The organism is Enterococcus nangangensis (assembly GCF_005405245.1).
GTDB classification, from domain to species: Bacteria; Bacillota; Bacilli; order Lactobacillales; family Enterococcaceae; genus Enterococcus_J; species Enterococcus_J nangangensis.
Window position 1 is genome coordinate 55,275 of the sequence record NZ_BJDR01000009.1, and the last position, 14,391, is coordinate 69,665.

A 14,391-nucleotide genomic window follows, 5' to 3' on the forward strand; every position below is an offset into this window, starting at 1 on the left:
TTAAAGCTTATTTAAGCAGCAGGTAATTTTTTCCGCACGTTCCAAATGCTCCAAATACTAAAGAGCATTAAGCCAACCAGTAAGAGTCCACTGAAAAAGCCCCCCAGTTGGCTGCCTTTTTCAAAGGAAGTACTGCTAGCTTGACCGGCATTAATCACGGCCGCCACTACCGCCGTAGCGACAGCGCCAGTAAATTGCTGTAACGTGTTAAAGAGACTATTACCAGCGCCTGTACTTTCCTTAGCCAGCGCATTCATGCCTGTCGTAATGGCGTTACTATAGGAAAAACCTGCGCCAATTTGGAATAAGACATGACTAAAAATGAACCATTGGACACCAGCCCCCAGATAAAGGGTGATGGTCAAACTAACACAACCACAAAAAGCAACGATGGCCCCGAAAAGCAAGGGCTTTTTCGGACCAATTTGATCTAAAACTTTACCGGCAATTGGTTGTAAGACAGCACCAATTAATGCCCCAGGAAGCATCGCCAAACCAGAGCTCGCTGCGTTTAAACCGCCAACGATTTGCAAAAGATTGGGAATGATAAAAGAAATTCCTAAAAAGATGAATTGGTAAATTAAAAACGTCGCTAACAGATGGGCGAAAATTTTATTTTTTAGTAAAGCAAAAGCTAACAAAGGATGAGGATTCCGGCGATTTCCCCGTTGGAAAAGGTAGAAACTAAGGGCGCTAGCCGCCAACAAGAGTAAGCCCCAATAAGAAGATAAAAAGCTTAAGCCGCATAAAAAAGTTGTGAAGAAAAGAGCCAACCAAAAAGTGTTACCAAATTTTAAGACTCCACCGCCGGGAGCTTTGCGGTAAATAAAAGTCGGTAAACCAATAACTAAAGACAGTAAGATTAAAGGAATTAAGAAAAAATAAATATAATGCCAGGTAAGATGATTCGTTAAGTATCCCCCATAACTAGGGCCAATCGCCGGGGCGATGGAAGTAGCAAAGGTGCCTAAGCCCATCATCATGCCACGCTGCTTTAACGGAGCCTCCGTTAAAATGATTTGAAACATTAAAGGCAGCGCAATCCCGGTAGCAATCCCTTGCAAGAGTCGTCCACCTAATAGCCAATAAAAATTAGTCGCTAAAAAGTTCATGGTGACGCCAGCTAAAAATGAAAAGTTAGCGACTAAAAATAAAACTTTCGCCGGAACGTTTTTCAATAAGTAACCAGAGATGGGGACCGTAATGGCAATCATCAATAAGTAAATGGTGGTGACCCACTGGACAGCTTGGGTGGCGATACCAAATTCCGCCATTAAGCTAGGAAAGGTGACGTTCATCGCCGTTTCGATTAAGACCCCACTAAAAGCCATAATGCCAGTCGCTAAGACGGCTAAGCCGACATTTTTTGTTTGTCGTTGTTCCATGTTATACCTCATTTCTTTTTGTTTTCATTAAAAAGGGATGGTCGCCCGCGTACAGCAAAGGAGCCAGCAAAAAGCGCGTTGAAAATTTTTTTGTTGCATTTAAGGGCAAAAAAAGACGATTCCCGTATTCAATACGGGAATCGCCTCTTGTCTCGACACAGTCTAATGACTGTGCATCTGTACGCATTACCTAAATCTATGTTACCTAATTTTTCGCTTACTGGCAAGAAAATTTTAAATCAAATCTTGTTTTTTAATTTGTTCAAATTGCCACTGGGCGTCGCGGAGCTTGTCCCACAAGACGACTTCGCCGGCAGCTTTTGATTTTTTGACATCAATAATCCGTTGATTACTGGAGCCGCGGAATTGGAGACTGAGATTTTTTTTGCTTAGTTCAAAGCGGCCATCCACTAAGATATCGATTTTGTCCAAGAGTTCTAATTTGTCGGGGGATTCTAACAACAGTTCGTCGTAGGTAAAGCCAGACCACGACCAGATGTCTTTTGTGTCGCCGTAAACTTCCCGGACTTTATCTACTACTGTTAAACAGACTTCCGTGTTTAAAAAAGGTTCGCCCCCTAATAAGGTTAAGCCTTGCACGTAGCTGTGAGCTAGATCAGCAATGATTCGCTCTAAAAGATCGTTGGTGAAAGGTACGCCGTAGTTGAAATTTTGGACGGCTTGGTTGAAGCAACCTTCACAGGCAAAAAGGCAACCGGAAACGTATAAACTATTGCGCACTCCTTCACCATCCACGAAGTTAAAAGGCTTATAGTCGGCAATTTTTTTCTTACTTAATACTTTGGCATCCCATTCTTGGGGCTTTGGATTACGCATCTTAGGACCTACTTTCTCTAACTTAAGGGGCACAGCAGAAGCTGAGTTTAGATAAAGAGCTTGTGACAAAAGTCTTGTCATAAGCTCTTTTTCCGATATTTTTTATTTCATATGTTTCACACGAGCACTAATTTCTTTATGACGACCGTGAACCATTGGCCGTTGTTGTGGGTTACCCAGATACCCACAAGTTCGTTTTACCACGTCACAGCTTTTAGGATCATGATTGCCGCAATTAGGACATTCAAAACCACGCTCTGTTGGTGTGAAGTCACCTTCAAAGCCACATGCGTAACATTTATCAATTGGAGTATTGGTCCCAAGATAGCCGATCCGGTCGTAAGCAAAGTCCCAAACGGCTTCTAAAGCTTTAGGATTTTGTTGTAAGACAGGGTACTCGCAGTAGTGAATGAAACCACCGGAAGTATAAGGCGCATAATCTTTTTCAAATTCCAATTTTTCAAACGGTGTTGGATTTTTCCGCACGTCATAATGGAAAGAATTTGTATAGTATTCTTTATCGGTAATGTCTTTGACTAACCCAAATTTTTGCGTATCTAGACGACAGAAGCGATCGGTTAAAGACTCTGAAGGCGTAGAATAAACAGAAAAATGGTAGCCATATTCATCCCCCCAAGCATCTGCATGGGCTTTTAAGGATTTCATAATGGTTAAGGTAAATTCTTTAGCCAGTGGATTATTTTCCCACTCGCCGCCAAAAAATTCAGTGGCTACTTCATATAGTCCGATATAACCAAGGGAAACGGTTGCTCGGCGATTTTTAAAGAGCTGGTCGACATTGTCCTTGGCGCCAAGACGTTCGCCAAAAGCACCGTTCATATATAAAATAGGAGCATTTTCCGGCATGGCTTCTTTGACCCGTTTTACCCGGTAAACTAAAGCGTCTTTGACAATTTGTAAGCGATCTTCTAAAATGCTCCAAAATTTGTCCACATCGCCTTTGGACTCCATGGCAATCCGCGGTAAGTTTAAAGTCACGACGCCTAAATTCATTCGCCCGGAATTTACTTCTTCACCTTTTTCATTCCACCAGCCTTGTAAAAAGCTGCGGCAACCCATGGGTGCTTTAAAACTACCAGTCAATTGGACAATTTTATCGTAGCTTAAAATGTCCGGATACATTCTTTTGGTGGCGCATTCCAAAGCTAATTGTTTCACATCATAATTGGGGTCAGTAGGCGCTAAGTTTAAGCCGCGTTTTAAAGTAAAGACCAGTTTAGGGAAGATGGCGGTTCTTTTTTCTGAACCTAAACCATTAATTCGGTTTTGTAAAATCGCTTTTTGGATTTCCCGTTCAAACCAGCTAGTGCCTAAACCAAAACCAAACGTCGTGAAAGGAGTTTGCCCGTTGGAAGTAAATAAGGTATTGATTTCGTACTCTAGAGATTGCATCGCGTCAAAAATATCTTTTTGCGTTTTATTCTTGGCAAATTCTTCCCATTTGTCTGGATTTTCAATCCAAGCTTTGGCATCGCGATAATGTTTTTGGTAGTTTAACTCCGCATAAGGTGCTAAGACTTCATCAATCCGGTCAGCCGAACAACCGCCGTATTGACTGGAAGCCACGTTGGCAATGATTTGCGAAACTTGAGCGGCTGCTGTTTGAATGGATTTAGGCGATTCGACTTCGGCGTTACCGATTTTAAAACCGTCTTGTAACATCCCTTTAAAATTAATTAGGCAGCAGTTGGTCATGGGGGTGTAAGGATGATAATCTAAATCGTGGTAGTGAATGTCACCTTTTTGGTGAGCATTAGCCACGTGAGGGGGTAACATTTTTAACCCGATGGATTTTCCCACAATCCCGGCGGTTAAATCTCGTTGCGTGTTAAAAACGTTGGCATCTTTATTGGCGTTTTCGTTGACGACGGATTGGTCTTTTTCCAAAAGCTGACCAATGGTAAAATTAATGTCGGTAGCTTTGGAACGGGAGAAGTCGCGGCGTGTGCGATAATTAATATATTCTTCAGCTAAATCGTATTCCCCTTGTTCCAGCAAGGTGTGTTCCACGATATTTTGAATTTCATAAATTTTAACATTTTTTTCAAAACGTTCGGCGATTTCTTGATCCACCCGTTGGACGATATTTTGAATCCGTTTATGGGTAACCGGATCAATGGTGCCCCGGATTTTTTTCTCCGCTTTAAGTAAGGCATCGTAAATTTTTTCATCATCAAAAGGAACCAAACGGCCATCGCGTTTCACGGTTTGTAAATTTTCTAAGGCTGAATGGTGTTGATTCGTATTTTGTGGATTAGCATCTAACTGTAACATGGGAAGTCCTCCTTTAAGCTTTTCAATGGATATTCTATCGCATCCTGGATCTTTAAGCAATCAATATCTTGTACCTATTTCAAAAACCTCCCCTTATTAAATCTATATATAGTGTATAATTTTCAAGGGAATTTGTATGAAAGCAGATTTTCACTTGCCTATCCATTTGAATAAGCAGGATAAAATAAGCAAAAAATTTTTATTCTAATTTTTTTAGTTCGTCAGCGCAATTTTAAAGAGAAATAGGTAAAATGAAAGAAAGGAGGCAAACAAGATGAATATTTTAACCGGTGAACATCTCCTGAAATTTTATGGCGGTACGCAGGAACGCCAACAAATTATCAATAATATTTCTTTACAAGTTGCCAGCGGTGAATTTTTTGGCATTATGGGTCCTAGTGGTGCCGGCAAGACGACCCTTTTAAAAATACTTTCCACGATGGAACGGCCCAGTGCCGGCTATGTTTATTTTAAGGGGCAGGAAATTACTAATTTGAAAGAGCCCCAGCTCAATTATTTACGCAATCAAAGTTTTGGTTTTATTTTTCAGGATTTTAATCTGATTTCTTCTTTAAACGTCCAAGATAATATTGCGTTGCCTTTAGTGATTGCCAAAAAAAGTAGTAGCGAAATTAGTCGGCGTGTTGAAGAAGTGGCACGACTACTAGGGATTCAGCAACTACTAACTTTTTTACCGGAACAAATTTCTATTGGTCAACGCCAACGGGTAGCTGCCGCTCGAGCTATGATTAATCGCCCAGAAATTATTTTTGCCGATGAACCTACTGGCTCTTTAGATTCCAGAAACGCTACGGAGTTGTTGCAGTACTTAACCAAGATTAACCAAGAAGAAGGGACCACAATTATTTTAGTGACCCACGATCCTTTTACCGCCAGTTATTGCCAGCGCATTATGTTCATTAAAGACCACGGCATTTTTGCGGAATTAATTCGCGCTGGGACGCGCCAAGAATTTTTCAAAAAGGTAATTCAGATGCAAGCCGCGATTGGGGGGGAATAAGATGCTGAAAATGTGGCTAAAGACCGCCCGCTCACGTTTAAAAGAATATGTCGTTTTTTTCTTATGTGTTACCGGGGCGGTTACTCTGTATTACGGCTTTTCAGCCATCCAGCGCAATTTCAATTTGGTCCAGCGTCTTTCGCGAGATGTGCGCACCGATATGCTACTCTCCTTAGCTAACTTAGGAGTCGTTTTTTTACTTTTTACTTTTTTATTATTGGCACTGCCTTTTTTTCTCGTTTCCCAACAAAAAGATTTTAAAATTTTTCTTGCGCTAGGGGTCCAGCGTAGCCAACTCATTTTCTATTCTTTTTTGGAAAACAGTTTATTATTAACGGCGGCTTTTGTCACCGGCACGGTAGTGGGAATTTTTTTGTCAAAACTTTTGGGACAAATTCTCGTCCATTTGATGGGCTTAACCCTCACTATTCATTATCTTTTTTCCTGGCCCACCATTGTTGCCTTAGCCTGGCTCTTACTGGTGCTGGATTTAATTGTCGCTTTACGGAATTCTTGGAGCATTTGGCGTATCAAGGGGGAATTGAGTGGGCGGGGCTTAAAAAAAGTTCATCCTTGGTGGCAAGCTACCTTAGGGGTGTTAGGTGTCGGCGCACTACTTGTCGGTTATGGTTTAGCTTTACGTTTAAGCTGGCTTATTAATTTGGCGAACGATCATCCTGATTTAACTTTATTGGCTTTATTTTTACCTTTAATCATCTTTGGCAGCTGTCTAGTGGGGACTTTTCTGATAGTGCGCCAACTGTTGCCTTTTATTTTAAATGTGTTGAGTAACAAGGCAACTTTTTATTATCGAGGACTGCGCTTAATGATTGTCGGCAATCTCAACGGTCAGTTTCGCAGTACCGGCAATACCTTGGCTTTGGTGGCCATTTTAATGGGCATCGCTTTAAGTTTAATGGGCGGTGCAGGCAGTCTGTATGCAATTGATCATCAATATTTGCAACAGGAAACCTCGATGGACTACCAGGTGGCGGGGGAAGAGCAGGCCGACTTTGTCCAACTATTGGCGGAACACCACTTAACTTTAAAGACAACTTTAACCACTGCTTTTAAAGCGACTGGGGCGCAGTATCACATTCGTTTTGGTCAAGAAAAAGAACAAACCAGCCATTTGGTGAGTTTGCTCTCCTTGAGTAGCTATCAAGCCTTGAGTCAAGTGAATACAAATTTACCGGAAATTCAGACGCTAGCGCCTAATGAAGTTGTCTTTTTAAAAAGTCAAGGGATTCCTTTTGGTGCCGAGCGCTTGGCTAGTAGTGCGTTAACTCTTTTAGGAGGGACGCCTTTAGTGATTAGTACACAGCTTACTGATAATCTTGGAAACAAAGAATTGCGATATAATCAGCCTACGCTGGTGGTGAGTGATGCGGTTTGGGAAAAGGCACCAGGTGTTGCTTATCAAGTTGCCTCCAGTACACTAGGAAAAAATAGTTCCCAGCAAGCGGCCATGGGGGAAAAGGTGGCGGATAGTTTTCAGACTAAGTGGACGGATCCTTTGGTGGTGGATTTACAAAATATTGAAACAGGTTCCGTTACTCGGGCAGAGGGGCAAACGACGAATCTGCAACAACCACTAGTCTACCGTACTAACTTTGGCAGTCGTTTCTTGACCCGGCGTTCCTTTAAAGCGACTTCGGGGATTTTGATTTACTTGACGGGATTTTTAGGGCTCATCTTTTTCATCGCCACAGGAAGTATTATCATGTTGCGCCAATTAGGTTTAGCCAAAAATCAGCGAGAGACTTACCAAACTTTAAAATTATTAGGTGTGGCGGAAGCTAGCATTAAAAAAAGTGTCTTTTTTACTAACGCGCTAATTTTTTTATTGCCAGTGGTTTTAGGGGCAGTCCACGCTTTCTTTGCCCTTAACATCTATTATCAATTTGTTGTTTTTTTACCAGAGACGGTGAGTTTGTCCTTATGGGGCAGCGGTCTGGTGGTTTACGTCTTGCTTTATTGGCTAACTAGTGTCCACGCTTATCGTTGGCAAAAAAAATAGTAGGGGCTTTCTCTTTAATTTAAGCCCTCGCTTTTGCTATACTAAAGCTGTTGTAAAGACACTAGATAGGGGAGTGATTTTTTGGAGCTTACAGTTTTAGGGTTTTGGGGCGGCTTTAGCTATCAAGATAGTGGCACCACCTCCTTTTTATTAAAATCAGGAGACTTCATTTGCTGATTGATTGCGGCAGTGAGGCCCTCAATAGTTTGCAGCATCATTTAGATCCTTTGCAGTTAGATGCGGTAATTTTGAGTCATTACCATCATGACCATATTGCCGACTTAGGTGTATTACAGTATTATCGCCAACTTTTTCCCACGGCAGAAGACGTGCCGTTGTTACCCATTTATGGGCACACAGAAGACGCGGAGCATTTTGCTCAGTTAAGCTTGGCCGGCGTTAGTGTGGGGAAAGGCTATGACCCGCAAGAGACCTTAGAAGTGGGTCCCTTTGCCATCACCTTTATGAAAACGATACATCCTGTCGTTTGTTATGCTATGCGCATTGAAGAAAAAGCAACTGGTAAAGTCTTGTGCTTTACTGGCGATTCCGGTTACCTTGCTAGCTTTGTTGAATTTGCCAAAAACAGCGATATCTTTTTAGCAGACACGTATTTATTTAATGGTCATGAAAGACATCACGCCCATTTTACCGCAGGGGAAGCGGGAGCTCTGGCTAAAGCGGCCCATTGTCAAAAATTAGTCTTGACTCATTTACCACAAGTGGGGGACTTGACGCAGTTACAAGCCCAAGCGCAAGCAGCGGCCGGACCAGCAATCTTAGTCGCCTTAGCGCAAAAAAATTTAAAAATAAATATTTAGAAAGCTCAGGTGAAATCCATGATTTATGTCCCTAATGAAAACAACGATCCCCGCATTAATTTAGCAATTGAAACGTATTTGCTGAAAGAATTTAAAACCGACGAACCGATTTTACTTTTTTATATTAATCAGCCTTCGATTATTATTGGCCGCAACCAAAATACTTTAGAAGAAATCAACAAAGAGTATGTGGACGAACACGGGATTTTAGTCGTACGGCGCCTTTCTGGTGGTGGTGCGGTCTATCACGACTTTGGTAATTTGAACTTTAGTTTCATCATGCCAGATGATGGGAACTCCTTCCGCGACTTCCGGAAATTCACGGAACCGGTGATTGCGGCCCTACATGAATTAGGGGTCACCGGTGCAGAACTAAAGGGACGGAACGACTTAGTGATTAACGATATGAAATTCTCCGGTAATGCCATGTATGCGACAGAAGGACGGATGTTTGCCCACGGAACCTTGATGCTGGATAGCGACATTAACGAAGTCGTCAAAGCCTTAAAGGTGCGGAAAGATAAAATTGAATCTAAAGGCATTAAATCTATTCGTTCCCGCGTCACCAATATCAAGCCTTTCTTACCTGCTGATAAACAAAACATCACCACCAAAGAATTCCGGCACGAAATTTTACTGAAAATCTTTGGGGTCGCTAACGAAGACCAAATTGAAAAATATCAGTTGACGGACCACGACTGGGAACGAATCAATGCCATTTCTGATGAATATTACCGTAATTGGGATTGGAACTACGGTAAGTCACCAGAGTTTAACTTAGAGCGCCGTCAACGTTTTGCCATTGGCTCCATTGAAGTGCGCTTAAATGTCGTCAACGGGAAGATTAACGACGCTAAAATCTATGGCGATTTCTTTGGCCTTGGCGAAGTCAAAGATGTGGAGGACGCTTTAATAGGCGTCCGTTATGAAAAAGAAGACTTAAAAGCCGCCGTAGCCAAAATCGATGTGCAAAAATATTTTGGTAACATCGAAGCTGCTGACTTTTTAAATTTAATTTATTAACAGCAAAGAGGTGTGCCAGGAGTTGCTTTTGGCACACCGTTTATGCAGAAAAAGTGAGACCGCAAACCCAAATGGTTGACGGCCTCACTTTTTACGTGGTATTAGTGTTGAATTAATAAATAGCACAAGGTTAAGTCTTCTAAATTTTTCAATTGGAAGCCTGTTGACTCGTGAAACTTATCTAAGCGGTACTGCAACGTATTGCGGTGCATGTACAAAGCTTTGGCGGTGGAAGAGACATTGCCTTGATTTTGCCACAAGGTAGTGATAATTTCTAGTAGTTCGGCATCTTGTAATAATTCACGGCGGAAAGTCTTCATGAGGGGACTTTTTTCAATGCCATCATAAACTAAATAATCCAGCGCGGCTTGCGTCAAACTAATAAAACTTGCTTGCACGTTGCGTTTCATTTCCATTTGAAAGATTTTTTGTTCTTCCGCAAACAAGACACTGAAATTTTCTTTGGCGTCAAAAAAGTTGCCGGCAAAAACTTTGGTGGTGGCATCAAAGTCGGCGTCTAAAGTGGCGAAAATGCCTTTTAAGTCTTCCACCGAAAAACTTTGCTTATTTTGTTGTTCCACTAAAATGATTTGGTTGTCGTTTAGCGGAAAAAAATCCTTGGGGCGGAGCATTTCTTGCAAACTTTCTTGCCATTCTTTTTTAGAGTAATCCGGCATGGAATGGAGTTGGATTTGCAAGATGCGGTAAAGTCCGGGAGTAGACACGGGCTCGTTTTGAAATAAGATACCATACCAAGGATGATCCTGCGCTAATTGTTTGGACGTAGTGGGGTAGAGATTTTGCAATAATTTTATTTCAGTCGCGCTAAGTTTGGCTTTGGGCAGCAAGTACCATTGTTGCCCATAAGGGAGAGCTAACACGTCAGGATCTTGCGTATGTTTAGAAGAAATTTTGCCAAAGGGGTAAATTTCTGTTAGATTATCCATAGATCTATCACCTCATTGTGTATTCTAGCACAAAAAAAGGAGAAAATAGCTTGCCGATTAGTTCTTTTACCCAAATTGAAAAAGAAAATTTTATGAGGGCCGCTTTAGCAGAAGCGCAAAAAGCTCGAGCATTAGGAGAAGTGCCGATTGGGGCAGTAATTGTCCGGGATAAAAAAATTGTCAGCCGCGGCCATAACTTACGAGAGACCACCCAAAAAGCCACCGCCCACGCCGAAATGTTTGCCATTGATGCCGCTTGTGAGGCTTTAAAAGGTTTTCGTTTAGAGGAGTGTCAACTTTTCGTTACCTTAGAGCCTTGTGCCATGTGTAGTGGCGCCATGCTTTTAGCTCGTATCCCCGAAGTTTATTTTGGTGCCCACGATCCTAAAGGGGGCACGGCGGGAACTTTCATGAATCTTTTAACCGATGACCGCTTTAATCATGTGGCCTACGTCGAAGGGGAGATTTTAGCCGCGGAATGTGGCGCAATCTTAACGGCCTTCTTCCGTGAACTCCGGGAGAAAAAGAAAGCAGCGAAACTAGCCGCCAAAGCTTTACAAGAAGAATAAAATTTTGTATGCTAGACTTCCTTGGCAGGGGCACTAAAAAGCCAGCAAAACGTAATGGTTTTGCTGGCTTTTTCCTTTTAAAGATTATTCCACGTTAGCATGTTGTCCTAAAGCATCGGCGTTACTCGTTTGATCACGCTGCGCTAACTTTAAAGTTAAAGCGTCTAAGGTAATGTGCACGGTTTGATCAAACAAACTAGAGAGCAGTTGTTGTGATGCTTGACCAGCGCCAGTTTTGGTGGCACCTGGGACCACCACCACACTATCTGCTAAATGGGCTAAAGGCGAATCTTTGGCGCTAGTAAAAACGAGAATGGTGAGGCCTAATTTTTTGGCCGACAGCGTTTCAGCGACGATGCCCTTCGTGGTACCCGAACCAGAAATGGCTATCCATAAGTCGCCAGCACGAATTGCCGGAGTGATGGTTTCCCCCACGACAAAAACGGGATAGCCTAGATGCATTAAGCGCATGGCAAAGCCCTGCCCTTGAAAGCCAGAACGACCGGCACCGGCAACAAAAATCCGACGCGTTTTGGCAAAGTAGGGAAGAGAAGCAGTAAGTTCGTTTTCATCAACGGCGGCCATGACCTGATTGATCTCAGCCATAATCAGTGGAATCGTTAGCATCTATTTTTCCTCCAAATTTTATTTTTAGTGAGGTGCGCTGCGCAAAATTTTAGCCAAAGCTTTGCCCTTGGCTAACTCGTCCACTAGTTTATCCAGATAGCGAATCTTTTGTTCCAAGGGTTCAGTTAAATTTTCTACCCGCACGCCACAGACCACGCCAGTAATCAAGCTCGCCGCTGGATTAAAAGCCGGACACTCCGCAAAAAAATTTTCCAAGGTGTTTTCTTTTTTTATTTGCGCTGCCAGTCCGGTAGCGTCATAACCGGTGAGCCAAGTAATTACAGTTTGTAACTCCGCTTCCGTCCGTCCTTTTTTTGTAACCTTTTGCAGATATAAAGGATAAATTGCCGCAAAGGAATACTGGTAAAGCCGCGTTAAGTTAGCCATCGTTAACCTCCTTTAAAAAATAAGCTTTTATCTCTTTATAGCTTTTTTGTCCAAGGGCTGTCAAGAAATGCTATCAGAACTTGGCAAGAAAAATTTTTGTGCTACACTAGAGAAAAAATGGAGCGAACAATCACATGAAAATTGCAGTATATTGTGGGGCTAGTGTCGGTAAGCAAGGGATTTATACGCAAGCCGCTGAAAATCTAGGCCTTTGGTTAGTCAAAAATCACCACGAACTCGTTTATGGCGGTGGGAAAATTGGTTTAATGGGGATTTTATCCCAGACGGTTTTAAAAAATGGCGGCAAAGCTATCGGCGTGATTCCCGAGTTTTTAAAAGAGCGGGAAATTGCGCAAAGTAATTTAACGGAACTGCATGTGGTGCAGACGATGGTGGAAAGAAAAGCGTTAATGGCCGACCTTGCGACAGCCTTTATTGCCTTACCAGGAGGTCCAGGGACTTTAGAAGAAATCAGCGAAATGGTCTCTTGGAGTCGGATTGGTCAGAATCCTTATCCGTGTGTCTTCTATAACGTGAACCATTATTATGATGCCTTGGGACAAATGTACGACACGATGGTGACTGACGGTTTTTTAACGGCTAAGGATCGCCAGAAAATTTTGTTTTCAGACTCTTTAACTGAAATCGCCACTTTCATTAAAAACTACCAAGCACCAGCGTTACGTCAATATTAAAACACACAGGTTGCTTTAAAGGGCGACCTGTGTGTTTGCTTATCCTGCTAAAAATTTTTCTAGTTGCGCGCATTCGTCAGGAGTGGGTAAGACGCTACCGGCAAGAATTTCTTGCCAATGAGCCGGGGGAAAATTTAATCGACTAGCTAGCTGTTCCGCGGATAGCCCTCTTTCCGTAGCCCTTAAACTCACCTCCGTCACTAAGAGTATGACTTCAATTTCCGCATCAGAAAGTTTAGCGCTAGTTTCGTCATGATAGACCAGTAAGTCTTTTAAAGTTTTGCGGCTTAAAAAAGTCCCTAAACCTTGTGCTAAGGTTTTTACTTGGCGCATGATGAAATCGCGATCTTCAATAGCCATCCGTTTGCTCCTTAGTCTTTTTTATTTTTATCTTGGTCTTGTTTGTCTTTGGCAAAATTAGCTAAGGCTAAGACGAGGAAACAAAATCCTAACGCATAAAAAGCATTGTTTTGCCGTTGCCAAGCGACAACTGCTAATAAAATCGCCGCAATGACGTACATGATTAAGTTTAGTTTTTTACTCATGGTCTACTCCCATCTTTTTAAATCATTAAGGTTAGTCTAACACAAAAGGGACGACGCATGTCATCCCTTAAAAAAGATATCTTGTTTCAGCTTAAAAACGCCGTAGCCAATACCCAGCAAACTCAAAGCACAAAAGCCAATTTTTCGCCACCAGACGATAGGGTCAAAGGCACCAACTAACGTGAAGGCCAACAAGCCAAAAAAGAAAATTACCACAAAAACGGTAAATAAAATTTGGTAGATTCGGCGGTTAGGAGCATAGTTGCTGAGTCCCACGTGTAAAAATAAATCTAAAAAGTAAGTGAGCATTGCCGCCATTAAAAAGAAGACAAGGCCAATACCTAGACCTAATTCCCAGTTACCTGTAAATAAATTTTTTAATATTGCATAACCAAAGTAACCGGTGAGTCCCCCAAAGAAAAGGAGGGGAACCAGTAAAAGCAAGCGGGCAATAAATTTTGGCAAACGGTTGAGCCTCTCCAAAAGTAATTCTCCCAAGATGGAAAAGATAAAATCTAAAATGAATTCCATAATAATACTCCTTCCAACAAATCCCTATTTGAGCAAGCGGTTAAAAGCTAATTTTTTTAGCATAAATCAAACTCTTGTTAAAACTAAGATAGGTAATCCAAAACTTGTGATAAAAGTCGGTCACTTGCCGCGCGGGGATAATTAATTTGTATCCTAACACAAAAAGCAAACCACTAGCTAAAATTTGCCACAAACTAAAGGAAGTTAATCCCGTATGATAGGCAACAAATAAAATTACGGGTGAAGTGATAAAGGAGGCGATAATGACCCACAAAGAAAATAGTAAGGCGACAGCTGTAGCAGCTAAGCCTAAAAAGACGACTAAGTTAAAAAAGATGACGCCCGTTAAGGCGAGTGGATTAATTTTTTTCATAACTAAACTTCCCTTCTACTTAAGCTTAGTATACGGAAGAAGTGGCGCGACGTCCTCAGACTTGAGGCTGAATTTTTGCCAGTCTAGCCTTTAGATTAGCGATTGAAAAGCCTTTTAAAGTATGCTAAAATCAATGATGTTGCTGAATTGTGTCCATAGCTCAGCTGGATAGAGCATTCGCCTTCTAAGCGAACGGTCGTGGGTTCGAATCCCTCTGGACACGTACTGTAAAAAAAGAGGCTCTTTGTCAAATCGGACTGATAGGTCTGAAAATGGAACACTTAAAGTAGATATCAAGTCTGCTTTAGGTGTTTT

General features: G+C 42.0%; 15 protein-coding genes, 1 tRNA gene and 1 pseudogene. 7 read left to right on the forward strand and 10 right to left on the reverse strand.

The genetic code is table 11. The features are described from left to right. Nucleotides 1–11: 11 nt before the first annotated feature. From FFM57_RS04560 to nrdD, 3 genes are all read right to left on the reverse strand, one after another. Nucleotides 12–1,385 (reverse strand): MFS transporter, encoded by a 1,374-nt coding sequence (locus FFM57_RS04560; protein WP_137599341.1) that lies wholly within the window; start codon nt 1,383–1,385, stop codon nt 12–14. 234 nt (nt 1,386–1,619) lie between these two features. Then, nucleotides 1,620–2,222: an anaerobic ribonucleoside-triphosphate reductase activating protein gene (nrdG, locus tag FFM57_RS04565; protein ID WP_137599342.1), complete on the reverse strand. Its 603-nt coding sequence runs from the start codon at nt 2,220–2,222 to the stop codon at nt 1,620–1,622. 102 nt (nt 2,223–2,324) lie between these two features. After that, nucleotides 2,325–4,517 carry an anaerobic ribonucleoside-triphosphate reductase gene (gene nrdD, locus FFM57_RS04570; RefSeq protein ID WP_137599343.1) on the reverse strand — a complete coding sequence of 731 codons (2,193 nt, stop codon included), beginning with the start codon at nt 4,515–4,517 and terminating at the stop codon, nt 2,325–2,327. A gap of 274 nt (nt 4,518–4,791) precedes the next feature. Here nrdD and FFM57_RS04575 point away from each other — a divergent pair, with 274 nt between their 5' ends. The 4 genes and pseudogenes from FFM57_RS04575 (at nt 4,792) to lplA (ending at nt 9,402) form a co-directional block, all read left to right on the forward strand. After that, nucleotides 4,792–5,538: an ABC transporter ATP-binding protein gene (locus tag FFM57_RS04575; protein WP_137599344.1), complete on the forward strand. Its 747-nt coding sequence runs from the start codon at nt 4,792–4,794 to the stop codon at nt 5,536–5,538. Nucleotide 5,539: 1 nt separating this feature from the next. Beyond that, a complete protein-coding gene (locus FFM57_RS04580; RefSeq protein WP_137599345.1) occupies nt 5,540–7,558 on the forward strand; it encodes an FtsX-like permease family protein in 2,019 nt (672 codons plus the stop codon). An 81-nt stretch (nt 7,559–7,639) separates the two neighbouring features. Then, a pseudogene (locus tag FFM57_RS04585) lies at nt 7,640–8,379 on the forward strand (MBL fold metallo-hydrolase). An 18-nt stretch (nt 8,380–8,397) separates the two neighbouring features. Next, entirely contained in the window at nt 8,398–9,402 is a 1,005-nt protein-coding gene (gene lplA, locus FFM57_RS04590) for a lipoate--protein ligase (protein ID WP_137599346.1), read from the forward strand. 101 nt (nt 9,403–9,503) lie between these two features. Here the strand turns inward: lplA and FFM57_RS04595 are convergent, their stop codons facing one another. Continuing rightward, nucleotides 9,504–10,349 carry a PucR family transcriptional regulator gene (locus FFM57_RS04595; protein WP_137599347.1) on the reverse strand — a complete coding sequence of 282 codons (846 nt, stop codon included), beginning with the start codon at nt 10,347–10,349 and terminating at the stop codon, nt 9,504–9,506. Between the two features lie 50 nt (nt 10,350–10,399). Here FFM57_RS04595 and tadA point away from each other — a divergent pair, with 50 nt between their 5' ends. Then, nucleotides 10,400–10,918, forward strand: a complete 519-nt coding sequence (gene tadA / locus FFM57_RS04600; RefSeq protein WP_281275731.1) for a tRNA adenosine(34) deaminase TadA — start codon at nt 10,400–10,402, stop codon at nt 10,916–10,918. A gap of 84 nt (nt 10,919–11,002) precedes the next feature. Here the strand turns inward: tadA and hxlB are convergent, their stop codons facing one another. Together hxlB and FFM57_RS04610 are read right to left on the reverse strand one after the other, a co-directional pair. Beyond that, complete coding sequence (gene hxlB, locus FFM57_RS04605) at nt 11,003–11,545, reverse strand: 6-phospho-3-hexuloisomerase (RefSeq protein WP_137599348.1); 543 nt, start codon at nt 11,543–11,545, stop codon at nt 11,003–11,005. 24 nt (nt 11,546–11,569) lie between these two features. Then, entirely contained in the window at nt 11,570–11,932 is a 363-nt protein-coding gene (locus FFM57_RS04610) for a DUF2200 domain-containing protein (RefSeq protein WP_137599349.1), read from the reverse strand. A gap of 134 nt (nt 11,933–12,066) precedes the next feature. On the opposite strand from FFM57_RS04610, the gene FFM57_RS04615 reads away from it, so the two are divergent. After that, nucleotides 12,067–12,627, forward strand: coding sequence for an LOG family protein (locus FFM57_RS04615; RefSeq protein ID WP_137599350.1), 561 nt, complete (start codon nt 12,067–12,069; stop codon nt 12,625–12,627). A gap of 39 nt (nt 12,628–12,666) precedes the next feature. Here FFM57_RS04615 and FFM57_RS04620 read toward each other — a convergent pair whose 3' ends face one another. The 4 genes from FFM57_RS04620 to FFM57_RS04630 are packed head-to-tail and all read right to left on the reverse strand — an operon-like array spanning nt 12,667 to nt 14,076. Next, nucleotides 12,667–12,987: a helix-turn-helix domain-containing protein gene (locus FFM57_RS04620; protein ID WP_137599351.1), complete on the reverse strand. Its 321-nt coding sequence runs from the start codon at nt 12,985–12,987 to the stop codon at nt 12,667–12,669. A gap of 11 nt (nt 12,988–12,998) precedes the next feature. Further along, the gene (locus tag FFM57_RS09845; RefSeq protein ID WP_170999891.1) at nt 12,999–13,172 is read right to left on the reverse strand and encodes a hypothetical protein; all 174 of its coding nucleotides are present in this window, start codon (nt 13,170–13,172) and stop codon (nt 12,999–13,001) included. A gap of 60 nt (nt 13,173–13,232) precedes the next feature. Further along, nucleotides 13,233–13,703 (reverse strand): hypothetical protein, encoded by a 471-nt coding sequence (locus tag FFM57_RS04625; RefSeq protein ID WP_137599352.1) that lies wholly within the window; start codon nt 13,701–13,703, stop codon nt 13,233–13,235. A 40-nt stretch (nt 13,704–13,743) separates the two neighbouring features. Further along, complete coding sequence (locus FFM57_RS04630; RefSeq protein WP_137599353.1) at nt 13,744–14,076, reverse strand: DUF1700 domain-containing protein; 333 nt, start codon at nt 14,074–14,076, stop codon at nt 13,744–13,746. Between the two features lie 149 nt (nt 14,077–14,225). Here FFM57_RS04630 and FFM57_RS04635 point away from each other — a divergent pair. Continuing rightward, nucleotides 14,226–14,299: transfer RNA gene (locus FFM57_RS04635), tRNA-Arg, on the forward strand. Nucleotides 14,300–14,391 lie beyond the last annotated feature (92 nt).

Excerpts from the sequence above, each read along its gene's own strand:
- FFM57_RS04560 (WP_137599341.1), bottom strand. The coding sequence starts at position 1,385 with ATGGAACAACGACAAACAAAAAATGTCGGCTTAGCCGTCTTAGCGACT.
- nrdG (WP_137599342.1), bottom strand. The coding sequence starts at position 2,222 with ATGCGTAATCCAAAGCCCCAAGAATGGGATGCCAAAGTATTAAGTAAG.
- nrdD (WP_137599343.1), bottom strand. The coding sequence starts at position 4,517 with ATGTTACAGTTAGATGCTAATCCACAAAATACGAATCAACACCATTCA.
- FFM57_RS04575 (WP_137599344.1), top strand. The coding sequence starts at position 4,792 with ATGAATATTTTAACCGGTGAACATCTCCTGAAATTTTATGGCGGTACG.
- FFM57_RS04580 (WP_137599345.1), top strand. The coding sequence starts at position 5,540 with ATGCTGAAAATGTGGCTAAAGACCGCCCGCTCACGTTTAAAAGAATAT.
- lplA (WP_137599346.1), top strand. The coding sequence starts at position 8,398 with ATGATTTATGTCCCTAATGAAAACAACGATCCCCGCATTAATTTAGCA.
- FFM57_RS04595 (WP_137599347.1), bottom strand. The coding sequence starts at position 10,349 with ATGGATAATCTAACAGAAATTTACCCCTTTGGCAAAATTTCTTCTAAA.
- hxlB (WP_137599348.1), bottom strand. The coding sequence starts at position 11,545 with ATGCTAACGATTCCACTGATTATGGCTGAGATCAATCAGGTCATGGCC.
- FFM57_RS04610 (WP_137599349.1), bottom strand. The coding sequence starts at position 11,932 with ATGGCTAACTTAACGCGGCTTTACCAGTATTCCTTTGCGGCAATTTAT.
- FFM57_RS04615 (WP_137599350.1), top strand. The coding sequence starts at position 12,067 with ATGAAAATTGCAGTATATTGTGGGGCTAGTGTCGGTAAGCAAGGGATT.
- FFM57_RS04620 (WP_137599351.1), bottom strand. The coding sequence starts at position 12,987 with ATGGCTATTGAAGATCGCGATTTCATCATGCGCCAAGTAAAAACCTTA.
- FFM57_RS09845 (WP_170999891.1), bottom strand. The coding sequence starts at position 13,172 with ATGAGTAAAAAACTAAACTTAATCATGTACGTCATTGCGGCGATTTTA.
- FFM57_RS04625 (WP_137599352.1), bottom strand. The coding sequence starts at position 13,703 with ATGGAATTCATTTTAGATTTTATCTTTTCCATCTTGGGAGAATTACTT.
- FFM57_RS04630 (WP_137599353.1), bottom strand. The coding sequence starts at position 14,076 with ATGAAAAAAATTAATCCACTCGCCTTAACGGGCGTCATCTTTTTTAAC.